This is a genomic window from Serratia sp. D1N4 (assembly GCF_054552755.1).
This window is the reverse complement of the sequence record NZ_CM137274.1, coordinates 1,091,738-1,105,867: the sequence shown is the minus strand read 5'-3', so window position 1 is coordinate 1,105,867 and position 14,130 is coordinate 1,091,738. Positions and strand designations below refer to the sequence as shown.

Below are 14,130 nucleotides of genomic sequence, written 5' to 3'. Positions count from 1 at the left end.
GTGACAAAGCCACAGCGCTATTTTTGAATAATTTATTATTTTTAGTTGTTTTATCAACATGTTGCTGAGCACAGCTACTGTGGCTGGCTGTTTTTTGTTTTTTATTAGTGAGTTCACTGACAACTACCCAAACCTGTAATACCGCACTCCATATCACTCTATAAACTTTGTTCATAAGAATCCCTCTGAAGGTCTGCCAGACGCCATAAGCTATTACCACCTTCTAATTTGAAGGCGCAAAGACACGAATTTAAGTTAAATCTAGTTCTGTCTTGTCAAAACGCAAGCAGACCGATTACGGTTTAAATCTTTTGAAATCAAGGCTCAAGGAGGAGTTTTTCATCCTGATTTTTAAAGGAATCACTTATACATTCAATAAGTTAAGATTAATCCCAAAAGAAATAACTCACTCACTCAGGCTCATACTCGTTTTCACAAGCTGATAACCTATGTCGCTGATACACAACATATTCATAAGATTTAAATACATTCGATGCGTAGGAAATTTTAGGTAGCATTAAGTAATTCCAAGGAATAAAGATCTAATAATTCAGAATTACCTCTATGAATCAGAGAGCAAAGTATCCACAAACACGTCTTGATCCCCCATCCGAAGATGGGGGACCTGTTTTATTTGTTGATGAGGCCCATCATGTTGGCGTGGATAAACTCACGGGAAAACATTGTGTTCATAACGCTCTCCTTATTGGTTGTCCGGTTGTGCACGCACGTTGTTCAGCCCGGTGGTGTTGATGCGATATGGCTGACCATTGACGGACTTGATCAGCTTTTTGGCTTTGAGTTTTTTGAAGACGGCGAGCGTACAATCGCTGAGCAGCAACCCTTCGCGGCTGTAGCATTCAACTGATGTGACGCGACCTGAGGTATCGCGGATGTGCGCAATACGTCCACCTTTGGCGAGTACGTGTAAGGTACGTTGTTCCTGACGGGATAAATTCATACTGAAAAACCTGTTAATCATCATGTGCAAAACGTGCAAACACACAGCGGTGCTCGCATTCGATTTCGGCGCATTGATAACCAGTCCGGCCTGAAAAGGTCGGTAAGCTGATTATCTGATGATTACATTATCCAGCATCAAAGCCTCGGTGAGAGTTGAAAGGTATTTACGGCGGGAATCATAACACATACTTTTTATATGGGAATAACCCTGCCTGAAAAATGTGATCCCAATAAGGAAAGCGGATGGCTGTAACCTGGCGGCTGAATAGAATATACCCCGTTGTCAACAGCCTGATATGATTCACATAATGGGGTGAATGCTCGGTATTGTATTTATAGAACACGGTGGCGATAACGATCTGGTACGGCAAACCAAGAAAAGATAGCCATCATGACAAACAGGTTACCAACTGAAAGCACTTTCTCCGATGCATAACCCGTTATAAACAGACTAAATAACTTATATGGACACCGCATGAACAAATCAAACTAGGCTCACGCGTTGCCAAGAATGATCTCACTGCTGGCGACTTGGTATTTTTTAAAACCTCGAAACAAGAGCGTCACGTTGGCGTATACGTCGGAGATGGCAAATTTCTCCATGCCTCTAACAAGGTAGGCGTCACGGTTTCAGAACTGGACAATCAATACTGGAAGACAAAGTACGACCAAGCGCGACGCATCAATCACAACGAGACTTAATAAGTTCATCCAACAGCTGGCAACACACCAGTGAATGGACGCAGGCTGGATTTTCTTACTGAACCGCCCCGGTCTTTCAAGCGGGTTTTAAGTCGGTGAACTCGGACTGCAAGCATACTCGATGAAAAAGTGTCATTCAGTTACCACTTCAACTGATTGATAAAAAAGGATTATCTTTTTATCAAATACCGACAGGGCATGTCCCTGGAAAGCAAGGTAACCGCGTTCCAGGGATTAGCAAAACTCTGGGGTTCCGGTTTATATCCCCTTAACGGGAATTTTTACATCATCAGTAGGTCTCCGTCTGACAGACTAGTGGGCGTTTTTTTCTTACGATAACTTTGGCAGCCCCGTAAAATACGCTGGCGACAACCAAAGAATTGAGTGCCGGAATGCCTGCTTCTACCAAAAAACCCACCGCTGCGCCCATTGCGCAGGCGGCAATGGCCGTCCAACCGATAGAAGGCGTACTTTCAGAGCCGGGAAGTTGCCCTGAAGCGCGAGATTCATCCAATGCCTTGCGGTAGGTTCGGATGACGAAGTACTCAACCAGCATGATGCCCACGATAGGCGGAAATACAATGCCCATCAGCTCCAAAAACCCAATAAAGCGGTCCAGAATGCCAAGGATTGACAGCGTTGTGCCAAAGGTGCCAATAGCCAACGTCGTGAAGATATAGTTTATTTTGATGCCAAAAACAGATTCAATCGCATTCGCCAAGCCTAATGAAGAACAATAGAGATTCAGGTCATTGATCCGCAGGGTTGAAAATATCGCAATGGTTAACCCGACACCCCCGGCCGCCATCGACATAATCGACACCACATCGGATACATTTAACGCCCGAGCCAGGGCAATGGCCAATCCATTGAGTACGAATTCACCAGCGAAAATAGTGAGTACCGTCATCCCCAGCACCTGTTTCCTGTTACTGACATACCGAGCGATATCCGGTGTTTGTAGCGCGGCAAGAATATAGGCACCAATGATGATGGTGATGGCGCCGCCGATACTGATAACCTCTCCACTGGGCTTGCTTTGTAACAGTGCGGAGATATCCTGATTTGATAAGGCGAGCCAGGAGACATAACAAATACCAACGATAAACACAGGTACACCGATCCGGGCAATAAAACGCAATGCTTTAAAACCGATAGCCACCAGAATGGTCAGCCCAATACCCACAATCGCCACGGAAGTGTTAAATCCTAAACGGTGGCCCAGAGCAAAATCCAGCGATTTGCCAAAGATTGCTGTCTGAACGCCGAACCATCCCATCAGGCTAATGGCTATCATAATGCCAATAAACGCTGAGCCAATGCGACCAAAACCGCACCATCGGGAAAGCAGGCTACATGACATCCCTTCCTGCATCCCTGCCAGTCCCATGCCGTACGTAATAAGGCCACAGATGACGCTGGCAATACCAATAGCAATATAGGCATCCAGCACCGACATGCCGTGGCCCAGCGCCGCTCCCAGCATAAACTGGTCAAGTGCGGTGAGCATACCCGCGTGAACAAGTGCTACACCCCAAAATGGTAACCGTTTGTTCAGTGGGACACGTTTCAGTGCATATTCATCTCGTTGATTTCCTTCCGACATAACTTCATCATCCTTAAATGTACTTGGTGCCCCTGAAAACAAACTCTTCGGGTAAATAACAGTCCAGGCCGGTATTGGCCGAATATTCTAGAAACTGACCGAGCGATGAGACACCGGCCTTTTGATAGATGGCGGCAATATGATTTTGAATGGTTCTTTCAGCCAGAGACAGGCGTTTGGCTATCTGTTTGGCGGAATTTTTATTAATGAGAAAAAAAACGATACGAAGCTCTGCCGAAGTGAAAATATCGATGGGTGGAATGCTGCTGACAAATTTACCCTGTTTGTTGTCCACATACTCAAGTGGCGTAAACAGTTTGAATGGCACCGAACTCCATACTGTCCCAATGACTTTGTCCTCAAGATAGACCGGATGCTTATCACAGACATAGGGCGTCAAGTTGCTTTCACCGTACCAATGATAGGTTTCGATAATAGAGATAGACTGCTTATTATCAATAACTTTTTCATCCTGGGCCTGGTACTGGTCGGCAAACTCACTCCAGCCTACCGGGATCTCCGTGTCATGTCGGCCAGCAATATCAAGTCCCTTAGGTATAGTATTGTAACGCAGTGCAGCCTCATTCATATAAACGTTTAAAAAATTGTCATCTCTGATTGCCCAGGGGGTATCAATCATTTCTAATAAAGGTATCAAGTCTTCCAGGTTTTGCTTCACATGGTATGCCATTGCTCGCCCTTACATTTTCCATCCAAATGGTTAATACATCATAAGGTAAAACTCTTTTCAGCGTTATGAGTATTTTTTACTCATGTAAACTTTAAAAAGAAAGAATAAACTGAATTTATATCGTTATTTTGACAGTTATCAACCCTCATGTGCAGTAGGGGATAGAGAATCGATCTATATAAAAATTATATTATTCTTTTGATTTTATATTTCTTTCTTATTATAAAAAACACCAGGGAAAACTTTACCAAAAAATACACGTTGTACGCGTTAAGTCGATCTGCCGGTTACCCGGACAGACTCCCCCGGAATTGCGGAACGTAGCGTAACGACCACTCAGCCGAGCTCATTTTTAAGCCCCTCAATTGACAGTCAATATCCCCATTCCAACTCACGGTTAAATTAACAAATTGATGTGATTAGGAGGGTAGATCTGCGTTGACGAAATTTACTTACACCAGCAGTGACATGAAATTTTCAGACTGATGCAATACGTGATGATTTTATTGTAACTCATTGATTTAATTGGTGCGATAATAGGAGTCGAACCTACGACCTTCGCATTACGAATGCGCTGCTCTACCAACTGAGCTATATCGGCTTTGAGGCGGGTGTGCAGATGCATACCGGAGTACGCTGAACAAAGTATGCAAAAGCACCGGGTGAGTCAATAGGCAGCTAACCATCTGCTGCATTTAGCGTCAGCCTTATACTTATTAGGGAGTTACAGGGGCACAGCGTGCCCCTCGTTTTCGACCTGCATGGAAAAACGTTAACTGCGAACCAGATCGTCGCCGTAACCAATCCATTTATAGGTGGTGAGCGCATCCAACCCCATCGGGCCACGAGCGTGCAGCTTCTGGGTGCTCACCGCCACCTCGGCTCCCAGACCAAACTGGCCGCCGTCGGTAAAACGGGTGCTGGCGTTGACGTACACCGCTGAAGAGTCCACCGCACGCACAAAATACTCGGCGTTGCTCAGCGAACGCGTCAGAATCGCATCCGAGTGGCTGGTGCCGTGGGTGCGGATATGGTCGATCGCCTGATCGATGTCGTCCACCAGCGTTACGTTCATATCCAGCGACAGCCATTCGTCTTCGTAGTCTTTCGCTTCTACCGCAATCACCCGTGCCGGGCCTTCTTGTAACAACGGCATGGCATTATCGCTGGCGTGCAGCGTCACCCCCACCGCTGCCATACGCGCACTCAACGCCGGCAAGAAGCTGTTAGCGATAGTGCGGTTAACCAGCAGGGTTTCCACCGAGTTGCAGGCGCTTGGCCGCTGGATCTTGGCGTTTTCAATCACCAATAGCGCCTTGTCATAATCCACACTGTCATCCACGTAGATGTGGCACACGCCAATGCCGCCGGTAATCACCGGAATAGTCGACTGTTCACGACACAGTTTATGTAAACCGGCACCACCACGCGGGATCAGCATGTCGACATAACGATCCATACGCAGCAGTTCGTTCACCAGAGCACGATCGGGGCTTTCGATCGCCTGCACGGCAGCGGCAGGCAGGCCACACTGCTCCAACGCTTGCTGGATCACTTTCACCGTGGCCTGATTGGTATGGTGCGTCTCTTTGCCACCGCGCAAGATCACGGCGTTGCCGGTTTTCAGGCACAGGCTGGCAACGTCGATCGTGACGTTAGGGCGTGCTTCATAGATCACTCCGATCACGCCGAGCGGCACACGGCGGCGTTCCAGCTTCAGGCCACTGTCTAACAGGCTGCCATCGAGCACACGGCCCACCGGATCGCTCAAACGGCACACCTGCCGCACATCATTGGCGATCGCCGCCAGGCGAGCGGGCGTCAGCAGCAGGCGATCCAGCAGGGCTTCACTCATCCCGGCCTCGCGCGCCTGCGCCATATCCTGTTCGTTAGCCTGCAGGATCACTTCGCTGTTAGCTTCCAGCCTGTCGGCCATCACCGCCAACACCTGATTTTTCTTTGCCGTGCTTAGCACCGCCAGTTGCCAGGAAGCCTGCTTCGCGGCCTTCCCCATCTGCTCGAGCATGCTCACTCCTTAGCTGACAATCATATCGTCGCGGTGGACTGCCACCGGACCATACTCATAACCCAAAATTTCGTTGATTTCCTGTGAGTGATGCCCGGCAATCATACGCATCGCATCGCTGTTATAGCGGCTGACGCCATGGGCCAGATCGCGCCCCGCCAGATTGCAGATGCGGATCACTTCACCACGGGAGAAATCACCTTTGACGTCACGGATCCCTTTTGGCAACAGCGAACTGCCACGCGCCATCATCGCGTCTACCGCGCCATCATCCACGGTGAGTTCCCCTGCTGGCGGGGCACCGAAGATCCAGCGTTTACGGTTCTCCAGCGGGGTTTCCAGCGCGTGGAAACGGGTGCCCACCGGTTTGCCCTCAATGACATCAGCAACCACGCCCGGCTTGCTGCCCGCAGCGATAATCACATCAATACCCGCGCGGCAAGCAACGTCGGCGGCCTGTAATTTGGTGCCCATACCGCCGGTGCCAAGGCCGGATACGCTGTCACCGGCGATGGCGCGCAGGGCATCATCAATGCCATGCACTTCACGGATCAGCTCAGCCGTGGGGTTATTGCGCGGATCGGCGGTGTACAAGCCCTGCTGATCGGTCAGTAGCAGCAGTTTATCCGCCCCGGCCAGAATAGCCGCCAGTGCCGAGAGGTTGTCGTTATCACCAACCTTGATTTCTGCGGTAGCCACCGCGTCATTTTCATTGATCACCGGCACGATGCGGTTATCCAGCAGCGCGCTCATGGTGTCACGCGCGTTAAGGAACCGTTCGCGGTCTTCCAGATCGGCACGCGTCAGCAGCATTTGCCCGATGTGGATGCCGTAAATCGAGAACAACTGTTCCCACAGTTGGATCAAGCGGCTTTGCCCTACCGCCGCCAGCAGCTGTTTGGACGCAATGGTGGCGGGCAGTTCGGGGTAGCCCAGGTGCTCACGCCCGGCAGCAATCGCCCCGGAAGTGACAATAACAATACGGTGACCTGCCGCATGCTGCTGCGCGCACTGGCGCACCAGTTCGACAATATGGGCGCGGTTCAGACGCAGCGATCCGCCGGTCAACACGCTGGTGCCCAATTTCACAACCAATGTCTGGCTGCTGCTCATAATATCTCTGCCGTTGAAATAAGAAGGGGATGCAAAGGACTTTGTAACAGGAGACACGCGTTATGCCAACAGGCACAACGCGATTTCAGCGCAATTATGAAGCGAAAATGATCTAGGCGGAAAGTTTGATCGGTTTTTCATTAAAGTCAGCAGCAGGCTCCAGCACCAGTTCCAGGCTGGTCATCAGTTCCCCCAAGCGACGATGGAAATCGCGCAGCGTGGTTTCCAACTTCTCTTGTACTTCACTGTCTTTAATCTTTTCTGCTTTCCACAGCCCATCTTTGTTGAACAGGCCAAATTGATAGGTATAGGTAAAGCGGGATTGGTCAGCCTGCAGTTCGATCCACCATCCCCAGAACTCGCGCTTTTCCGGTGCGGGCTTTACGTTGACGCAGACCGCTAAACAATCAAAGAAGAAACGGTCGTTTTCACACTTGCCTTCGCGCAGATAAGGCCCCAGGCTGGCAAAGCGTTTCATTAACCGGCTCTTAGGATGGCCACTTGGTAACGTCATTGTTTAACCTCCTCAAGGTAGTCCATCCTTTTTAGCAAACTGTTGAAAATTAGCAATGGTTAACGCATTTTATCTTTCAACCAGTTACAAATCTCCAGCAGCGATTTGTGGAAACTCTCGTAGACCGGCGAGCGGGGGATGGCGATCAGTTTGCCATCCAGTGAGGATGAGGCGATCAGTTGAGCTTCGGCTTTCGGGCTAAGCGGATCGCCATCCCAGTAAGCTGCTAACATCGGCGTTGGGCAACGGCGGCCAAGCAGCCCCTGCGTTTTCAGCGAATAACGGTTCAGTTCGGTTTTCAATACGCTGTCGGACGCATTAGACATGCCCATGCGGCTAGCCAGCACGTCCATATACATATCGGGCACCAGCTCCTGACATCGCGCTTCGCACAGCAGGCTGTGTACCAGAGCCCCCACGCACGCCACACCACGCAGGCGGTTCGCTTCCAGATAAGCCAGACGTACCGCCACATTGGCACCAAAGCGGAAACCAAAAGCGGCGACGCGCTGGTGATCGATCCACGGCACCGAAGGCAGTTGCGTCAATACTTGCTGATGCAGGAAGCTGGAGTCTTGCGTCAGCTTCCATTTATAAGATGAGCCAATAGAAGGCATATCAATGGTCAGCATGGCAATGCCCAGCGGTGCCAGATAATCGCGGAACAGGCGGTGATAGTCGGTCTGCAACGTATCGAGGCTGCCGCACATCAGCACGGTCGGGAACGGTGCCTGTCCGTTTTCTGGCATATGCAGAAAACCGGTGATCGCGCTGCCACCCTCAATGGCAAATTCCAGTTCTTTGAGCTGGTACGGTAACAGCAATGCGGCTTCTTCATACGCACGGTTGGACAGCACCTCCGCCTGCTCAGCCAGTTCATCCCCTTTCAGATGTGGGTAACCGGCGATGCTGTAGAGATTGGCGGCATTGAGCCAATACTGCCCGCCCAGCAGCGGATCTTCCTGTTCCAAGGCACGCTGTTGCCACTGCATGCCCTGGCGTACCCACTCATAAATCCAGTTGCCGTTGCGGTAACCGACCACGGTATCCAGCAGGTGATCGTCGCTGTGTTCGGCGTTCGAGTTCGCAATACGCGCTAAGACTTCGCTGATCTCCAGCGGATCGATACCGCGCCAGGTCCACAGCAGGTGATTAAGCATGCGATACCAGTTGTTGCCGGTATCTCCCTCCAGCGCCGAATGCATATCCGCCCCCACTACGTGGTGAGCGCGCGTTACCAGCGTTGAGGTTTCAACATGTTTAAATGAAGGTTTGAATAGTACTTCAGAAAGGTTGGCTTGTGCCATGGTAACAACAGCCTCCGAGAATCTTGCTTCAAGGCCAATACCCTATGGATTTCGAGTTGCAGCTAGGCACCAAGCTAGTTCATCCCTGGAGCTTACTCAAGTAAGTGACTGGGGTGAACTAGCGCAGGTAACAACGCTGCAGCTTGAAAGACGACGGGTATAAAACAGCCGGAATGTCTGGGGGTAGTGTACCTAACTCTGGCTACAGACACCAAAGCTCAACGGCAGAATGCGGGGAATTTACAGAAGATGACGAAATCAGGCTGCCAAGGGCGATAAGTACAAACGCCCGGCGGAACCGGGCGTTTTGGCTGAACTCAACGACCGCCGATCGGTGGTACAAAGGCAACGCCCATGTCCCATGGCTGTTCGATCCAGGTATCTTGAGGAATATCAACCACGTAGTCGTCAACTAGCGGGCGGCCAGCCGGTTTGGCAAAAATGGTGACGAAGTGAGCTTTCGGGTACATATCACGAATCGCTTTCGCGGTACCGCCGGTATCCACCAGATCGTCAACCACGATAAAGCCTTCACCATCGCCCTCGGCACGCTTCAGCACCTTCATCTCACGCTGGTTGTCGTGGTCATAGCTGGAAATACATACGGTATCGACATAACGGATGCTCAGTTCACGCGCCAGCAAAGAGGCCGGTACCAGGCCACCACGGCTGACGGCAATGATGCCTTTCCATTGATCGGCAGGCAGCAGGCGGTGAGCCAGTTTGCGCGCTTGCATTTGCAACATGTCCCAGGTAACAACGTATTTTTCGCTCATAGAATGTGTGGTCCCGGCCAGCAGTTGATGTGGCTTATTCAGTAATCAGGGGGAAAAAAGGTTGCGCGGGATTATAGAGACTGACCGCGCCGAATACCAGTTGAACCGAGGAATTCATCCATATTTTGTCTAGGTGCTTAATGCTGATTAAATCATCTGCCACCAGGAAAACCGGGGTATTCCGTTAACTAAACAGCACAATACGGTGCGCGCGCCCCCTGGAATAAAGTGATATTCTCAGAGCATCGTGCCACCAAGCACAGATATCAACTCACCCTAACCGCGCAGCATTCCCTCTGTAAGGTATGCTGTTACAGGAGACCTCTAGTGTCTGAATTGTCTCAACTTTCGCCACAGCCGCTGTGGGATATTTTTGCCAAGATCTGCTCGATTCCCCACCCTTCTTACCATGAAGAAGCGCTGGCACAGCACATCCTCAGTTGGGCAAAAGAAAAGAACCTGCACGCAGAACGCGATCAGGTGGGTAACATTCTGTTGCGCAAGCCAGCCACCAAAGGCATGGAAAACCGTAAACCGGTTGCGATGCAGGCGCACCTCGATATGGTGCCGCAGAAAAATAACGATACCGTTCACGACTTCGCCAAAGATCCGATCCAAGCTTACGTTGATGGCGACTGGGTGAAAGCCCGTGGTACCACGCTGGGTGCGGATAACGGCATCGGCATGGCCTCTGCGTTAGCCGTACTGGCTGATGACAGTGTTGAGCACGGCCCGCTGGAAGTGCTGCTGACCATGACCGAAGAAGCCGGTATGGATGGCGCTTTTGGCTTGCAGCCCAACTGGCTACAGGCTGATATCCTGATCAACACCGACTCCGAAACGGAAGGCGAAATCTACATGGGTTGCGCTGGTGGTATTGATTTCATTACCACGTTGCCATTACTGCGTGAAACGGTTCCAGCCGGTTATCAGACCTTGAAGCTGACCATCAAGGGCTTGAAGGGTGGCCACTCAGGCGCGGAAATCCATCATGGCTTAGGCAACGCCAACAAGCTGCTGGCACGCTTCCTGTTTGCTCACGCGCAAGAACTGGATCTGCGCCTGCTGGATCTGAACGGCGGTACTCTGCGCAACGCGATCCCGCGCGAAGCTTCTGCGGTGGTTGCGGTACCGGCAGAGAAGACCGATGCGCTGAAAGCCCTGAGCCAGCACTACTTGGCGATTCTGAAAAACGAACTGGCGGCGAAAGAAAAAAATATCACCGTGCTGCTGGATCCTGTTACCAGCTCATCGCAGGCTATGACCGCCAGCAGCCAGGCGCGTTTCATCGCCCTGCTGAACGGCACGCCTAACGGTGTGATCCGCATGAGCGACGAAGTGAAAGGCGTAGTAGAAACCTCACTGAACGTTGGCGTCGTTACCACCAGCGAAAAAGAAGCTGAGATCGTGTGCCTGATCCGCTCCCTGATCGATAGCGGTAAAGATTATGTCGTGGGGATGCTGAGCGCACTAGGCCAACTGGCTAACGCCCAGACTGAAGCCAAGGGCGCTTACCCTGGCTGGCAGCCGGATGCCAATTCACCGGTAATGCAGTTGGTGCGTGAAACCTACCAGAAACTGTTTAACAGCACGCCAAACATTATGGTGATCCACGCCGGGTTGGAATGTGGCTTGTTCAAAAAGCCTTACCCGCATATGGATATGGTGTCGATTGGGCCAACCATCACCGGGCCACACTCGCCGGACGAGCAGGTGCATATTGCCAGCGTTGGGCAATACTGGACGCTGTTGACCGAACTGCTGAAAGCGATTCCTGAACGCGAATAAGAGTCATGCTGCAAGGGTGCAATATTGTGCCCTTGCAGGTTAATGCATCAACCCCCCCGTTATTACCACGCCAGCACCAGTTGCCGCTCAAGCTGCGGATCCAGCAACGTCACATGCAGGCCCACCAAGCGCACGCCGCGCCCTTCCCGCCGCTCTTGCCACACTCTGCGAGCTACGTTGATCAAATCCTCTTGATTCAGTACCGGCCAGATATGCTCCTGCGTGGTCTGCTGAAAGTCCTGAAACTTCAGTTTCACCCCTTGCCGGGCGATGTGCAGATCCGGTTTAACCTTACGCAAACGCATCTCCAACTCGGGATAGAGTTTGTCGACAATCAGCGTCTCGCAATCTTCCCAACGATGAATATCTTCCGCCAGCGTGCGCTCAACGCCAACCGACTTACGTAGGCGATCGGGGGAAACCTCGCGCTCATCAACACCCTGGCTGCGTTCCCACAGCACACGGCCAAACTTGCCAAAGCTTTTGAGCAGGGCCGCCAGATCGTATTGCTGAACATCGGCGCAGGTGAACAAGCCCAGCTCTTCCAGCCGCTTGGCGGTCACTTTACCCACGCCTGGGATCTTGCCCAGCGGCAACTGCTGCAAAAATGCGGGTACCTGCGCAGGCGTAATCACGTATTGCCCGTTAGGTTTATTCAATTCCGAGGCGATTTTGGCGAGAAATTTGATCGGCGCGATCCCGGCCGAGGCGGTGAGATGCAATTCGTCTGAGATCGCCTGGCGGATCTCTTGGGCGATCAGCGTTGCTGAGCCGCTGCACTGCGCGCTGTCGCTCACATCCAGATAAGCTTCGTCCAGCGATAGCGGTTCAATCAGTGAAGTGTAACGGGCAAAAATAGCGCGGATCTGCTGCGAGGCTTCTTTATAGGCCGCCATCCGCCCCGGTAGCAGCTTCAGATGCGGGCAAAGCTTGAATGCCATGGCGGTAGACATGGCGCTGTGCACACCATAACGGCGCGCAGGATAGTTGGCGGTGCTGATCACCCCACGCCGATCCGCACTGCCGCCAATCGCCAATGGAATATCGCGCAGGCTAGGATCGTCACGCATTTCCACCGCCGCGAAGAAGCAATCCATATCGACATGAATGATTTTACGCATCTCACCTCCCACAACACTGTTTAAATATACAGTTAATTGTGGAAAAACTCAAACATGGAGATGATCAGAGTGGCGAAAAAAGGGTTCTGTAAACAAAACCCGGGGGTTGATGACAAAGTCGCTTTCTAGCCCGAGATACCTATGTCTAGCGCACCGAGGGGCACTCCGACGGCTTACGCCGTTACGACCCCTTCGGCACGCTCCCCCTAATAACCGGTTTTGTCTGCCGTCTGAGGGTTCTGTAGACAGAACCCCTTGATATTCGCGGTTATAAAATACGGTGCTTTTCCAGTTGCTCACGCCGCCGTGCTTCTTTCGCCAAACGCTTCTTGCGTGCATCGCAGGGTTCTGGGCAATCGCAGACCTTTTCCATTCCCAACGCGGTGATCCCCCCGCAACTGCCTTGCAGGGTTTTACGCCGGAACAGATAGCCAAGCGACATACCGATAACCACCAGCAGAAACAGCACAAAAGATGCAACGAATACCGTCAGCATAACCGCCTCACTCGCTTTTCTTCAGATAGGGTTTAAACGCCTCGGAATAACGCTCTTCAAAGCCGTTGGTGGTTTTCACGATCATAAATACCGGAATCCCCATCAGATTGGCCAACGCCATGCCCCGCTCCGGCCCCAATACGTTCAGACCGGTGGAAAGGCCGTCAGCGGTCATACACTGCGGGCTGATCACGGTAACCGACACCAGATGGTGATTGATCGGCTTACCGGTGTTCGGATCGATAGTATGAGAATAGCGCACGCCATCCTGCTCGAAGTAGTTACGGTAATCGCCAGAGGTAGCGACGGACATTTCACCCGGTTCAATCACCAGATGCGCCTGTTGTTCCACACCGGCGGTTGGGCGTTCAATGGCAATACGCCACGGTTTTTTCTCGCCGTTGTAGCCGCGGGTACGCACTTCGCCACCGATATCAACCATGTAGTTTTTGACCTGCTGTGATTGCAGGTATTGCGCGATCACATCAACACCATAACCTTTGGCGATAGAAGAGAGATCGACATACAGTTGAGGAATGCTCTTCACCAGTGCGTTACCTTCGACCGACAGCTTGTCGATACCGGTCCAGCTACGGCGCAGCGCCAACTCGGCGGCGCTCGGCACTTTATTCGGGCGGCCTTCAGGGCCAAAGCCCCACAGATTCACCAGCGGCCCAACGGTGACATCAAGCGCACCGTCGGTCACCCGGTTGATACGCAACGCTTCCAGCACGACTTCCGTGGTTGCAGCGGAAACCGGGAACGGTTGGTTCACTTCGCGGCTGGCGTTAAACCGGCTCAGTTCAGAATCAGGCCGATAGGTCGACATCTGATCGTTAACCTGTTCCAGCCGTTTATCGATCTCGGCGCGCAACGTCTCAACGGCGGGCGTCTCTTCCCCAGGAACAAAACGGATCGAGTAATAGGTTCCCATCGTCTTGCCGTCGAGGTTTTCCTGCTTCGGCTCACACCCTGCCAATAGCAAAGTGGCGCAAAGCGCCACTATTGTCATGCAAAACTTCATTCA

At 51.7% G+C, this 14,130-nt stretch carries 13 protein-coding genes, 1 tRNA gene and 2 pseudogenes; 2 read left to right on the top strand and 14 right to left on the bottom strand.

Going from position 1 to position 14,130, the window contains the following annotated elements:
• Positions 1-73 precede the first annotated feature (73 nt).
• The 3 genes and pseudogenes from ACX1CU_RS04750 to ACX1CU_RS04740 all read right to left on the bottom strand — a co-directional run.
• Positions 74-175: pseudogene (locus tag ACX1CU_RS04750) on the bottom strand (ESPR domain-containing protein); the annotation flags it as partial.
• Positions 176-703: 528 nt separating this feature from the next.
• Positions 704-961, bottom strand: coding sequence for a YjhX family toxin (locus tag ACX1CU_RS04745; RefSeq protein ID WP_459401466.1), 258 nt, complete (start codon positions 959-961; stop codon positions 704-706).
• A gap of 338 nt (positions 962-1,299) precedes the next feature.
• Positions 1,300-1,419: pseudogene (locus ACX1CU_RS04740) on the bottom strand (tellurium resistance protein TerC); the annotation flags it as partial.
• Between the two features lie 6 nt (positions 1,420-1,425).
• Between ACX1CU_RS04740 and ACX1CU_RS04735 the strand changes: the two are divergent.
• Positions 1,426-1,665, top strand: coding sequence for a C40 family peptidase (locus tag ACX1CU_RS04735; protein WP_459402721.1), 240 nt, complete (start codon positions 1,426-1,428; stop codon positions 1,663-1,665).
• Positions 1,666-1,954: 289 nt separating this feature from the next.
• On the opposite strand, the gene ACX1CU_RS04730 is transcribed toward ACX1CU_RS04735, so the two are convergent.
• The 8 genes from ACX1CU_RS04730 to gpt form a co-directional block, all read right to left on the bottom strand.
• The gene (locus ACX1CU_RS04730) at positions 1,955-3,271 is read right to left on the bottom strand and encodes a purine-cytosine permease family protein (protein WP_459401465.1); all 1,317 of its coding nucleotides are present in this window, start codon (positions 3,269-3,271) and stop codon (positions 1,955-1,957) included.
• A gap of 13 nt (positions 3,272-3,284) precedes the next feature.
• Positions 3,285-3,962: a helix-turn-helix transcriptional regulator gene (locus ACX1CU_RS04725; protein ID WP_459401464.1), complete on the bottom strand. Its 678-nt coding sequence runs from the start codon at positions 3,960-3,962 to the stop codon at positions 3,285-3,287.
• A 526-nt stretch (positions 3,963-4,488) separates the two neighbouring features.
• Positions 4,489-4,563 (bottom strand) — tRNA-Thr (locus tag ACX1CU_RS04720).
• Positions 4,564-4,734: 171 nt separating this feature from the next.
• Positions 4,735-5,988: a glutamate-5-semialdehyde dehydrogenase gene (gene proA / locus ACX1CU_RS04715; RefSeq protein ID WP_459401463.1), complete on the bottom strand. Its 1,254-nt coding sequence runs from the start codon at positions 5,986-5,988 to the stop codon at positions 4,735-4,737.
• Between the two features lie 9 nt (positions 5,989-5,997).
• A complete protein-coding gene (proB, locus tag ACX1CU_RS04710) occupies positions 5,998-7,101 on the bottom strand; it encodes a glutamate 5-kinase (protein ID WP_459401462.1) in 1,104 nt (367 codons plus the stop codon).
• 112 nt (positions 7,102-7,213) lie between these two features.
• Positions 7,214-7,615 carry a sigma factor-binding protein Crl gene (crl, locus tag ACX1CU_RS04705; protein ID WP_459401461.1) on the bottom strand — a complete coding sequence of 134 codons (402 nt, stop codon included), beginning with the start codon at positions 7,613-7,615 and terminating at the stop codon, positions 7,214-7,216.
• 59 nt (positions 7,616-7,674) lie between these two features.
• Entirely contained in the window at positions 7,675-8,922 is a 1,248-nt protein-coding gene (frsA, locus tag ACX1CU_RS04700) for an esterase FrsA (RefSeq protein WP_459401460.1), read from the bottom strand.
• A gap of 317 nt (positions 8,923-9,239) precedes the next feature.
• Positions 9,240-9,698, bottom strand: coding sequence for a xanthine phosphoribosyltransferase (gene gpt, locus ACX1CU_RS04695; RefSeq protein ID WP_459401459.1), 459 nt, complete (start codon positions 9,696-9,698; stop codon positions 9,240-9,242).
• 327 nt (positions 9,699-10,025) lie between these two features.
• Here gpt and pepD point away from each other — a divergent pair, with 327 nt between their 5' ends.
• Complete coding sequence (gene pepD / locus ACX1CU_RS04690; protein WP_459401458.1) at positions 10,026-11,486, top strand: beta-Ala-His dipeptidase; 1,461 nt, start codon at positions 10,026-10,028, stop codon at positions 11,484-11,486.
• 62 nt (positions 11,487-11,548) lie between these two features.
• Here pepD and dinB read toward each other — a convergent pair whose 3' ends face one another.
• From dinB to ACX1CU_RS04675, 3 genes are all read right to left on the bottom strand, one after another.
• Positions 11,549-12,607: a DNA polymerase IV gene (gene dinB, locus ACX1CU_RS04685; protein WP_459401457.1), complete on the bottom strand. Its 1,059-nt coding sequence runs from the start codon at positions 12,605-12,607 to the stop codon at positions 11,549-11,551.
• 268 nt (positions 12,608-12,875) lie between these two features.
• Complete coding sequence (gene nqrM, locus ACX1CU_RS04680; protein WP_459401456.1) at positions 12,876-13,103, bottom strand: (Na+)-NQR maturation NqrM; 228 nt, start codon at positions 13,101-13,103, stop codon at positions 12,876-12,878.
• 7 nt (positions 13,104-13,110) lie between these two features.
• Positions 13,111-14,127, bottom strand: a complete 1,017-nt coding sequence (locus ACX1CU_RS04675) for an FAD:protein FMN transferase (RefSeq protein WP_459401455.1) — start codon at positions 14,125-14,127, stop codon at positions 13,111-13,113.
• Between the last annotated feature and the right edge of the window lie 3 nt (positions 14,128-14,130).

Coding starts and splice junctions, on each gene's coding strand:
- dinB (WP_459401457.1), bottom strand. CDS start 12,607: ATGCGTAAAATCATTCATGTCGATATGGATTGCTTCTTCGCGGCGGTG.
- ACX1CU_RS04745 (WP_459401466.1), bottom strand. CDS start 961: ATGAATTTATCCCGTCAGGAACAACGTACCTTACACGTACTCGCCAAA.
- nqrM (WP_459401456.1), bottom strand. CDS start 13,103: ATGCTGACGGTATTCGTTGCATCTTTTGTGCTGTTTCTGCTGGTGGTT.
- gpt (WP_459401459.1), bottom strand. CDS start 9,698: ATGAGCGAAAAATACGTTGTTACCTGGGACATGTTGCAAATGCAAGCG.
- proB (WP_459401462.1), bottom strand. CDS start 7,101: ATGAGCAGCAGCCAGACATTGGTTGTGAAATTGGGCACCAGCGTGTTG.
- proA (WP_459401463.1), bottom strand. CDS start 5,988: ATGCTCGAGCAGATGGGGAAGGCCGCGAAGCAGGCTTCCTGGCAACTG.
- ACX1CU_RS04730 (WP_459401465.1), bottom strand. CDS start 3,271: ATGTCGGAAGGAAATCAACGAGATGAATATGCACTGAAACGTGTCCCA.
- crl (WP_459401461.1), bottom strand. CDS start 7,615: ATGACGTTACCAAGTGGCCATCCTAAGAGCCGGTTAATGAAACGCTTT.
- frsA (WP_459401460.1), bottom strand. CDS start 8,922: ATGGCACAAGCCAACCTTTCTGAAGTACTATTCAAACCTTCATTTAAA.
- ACX1CU_RS04675 (WP_459401455.1), bottom strand. CDS start 14,127: ATGAAGTTTTGCATGACAATAGTGGCGCTTTGCGCCACTTTGCTATTG.
- ACX1CU_RS04725 (WP_459401464.1), bottom strand. CDS start 3,962: ATGGCATACCATGTGAAGCAAAACCTGGAAGACTTGATACCTTTATTA.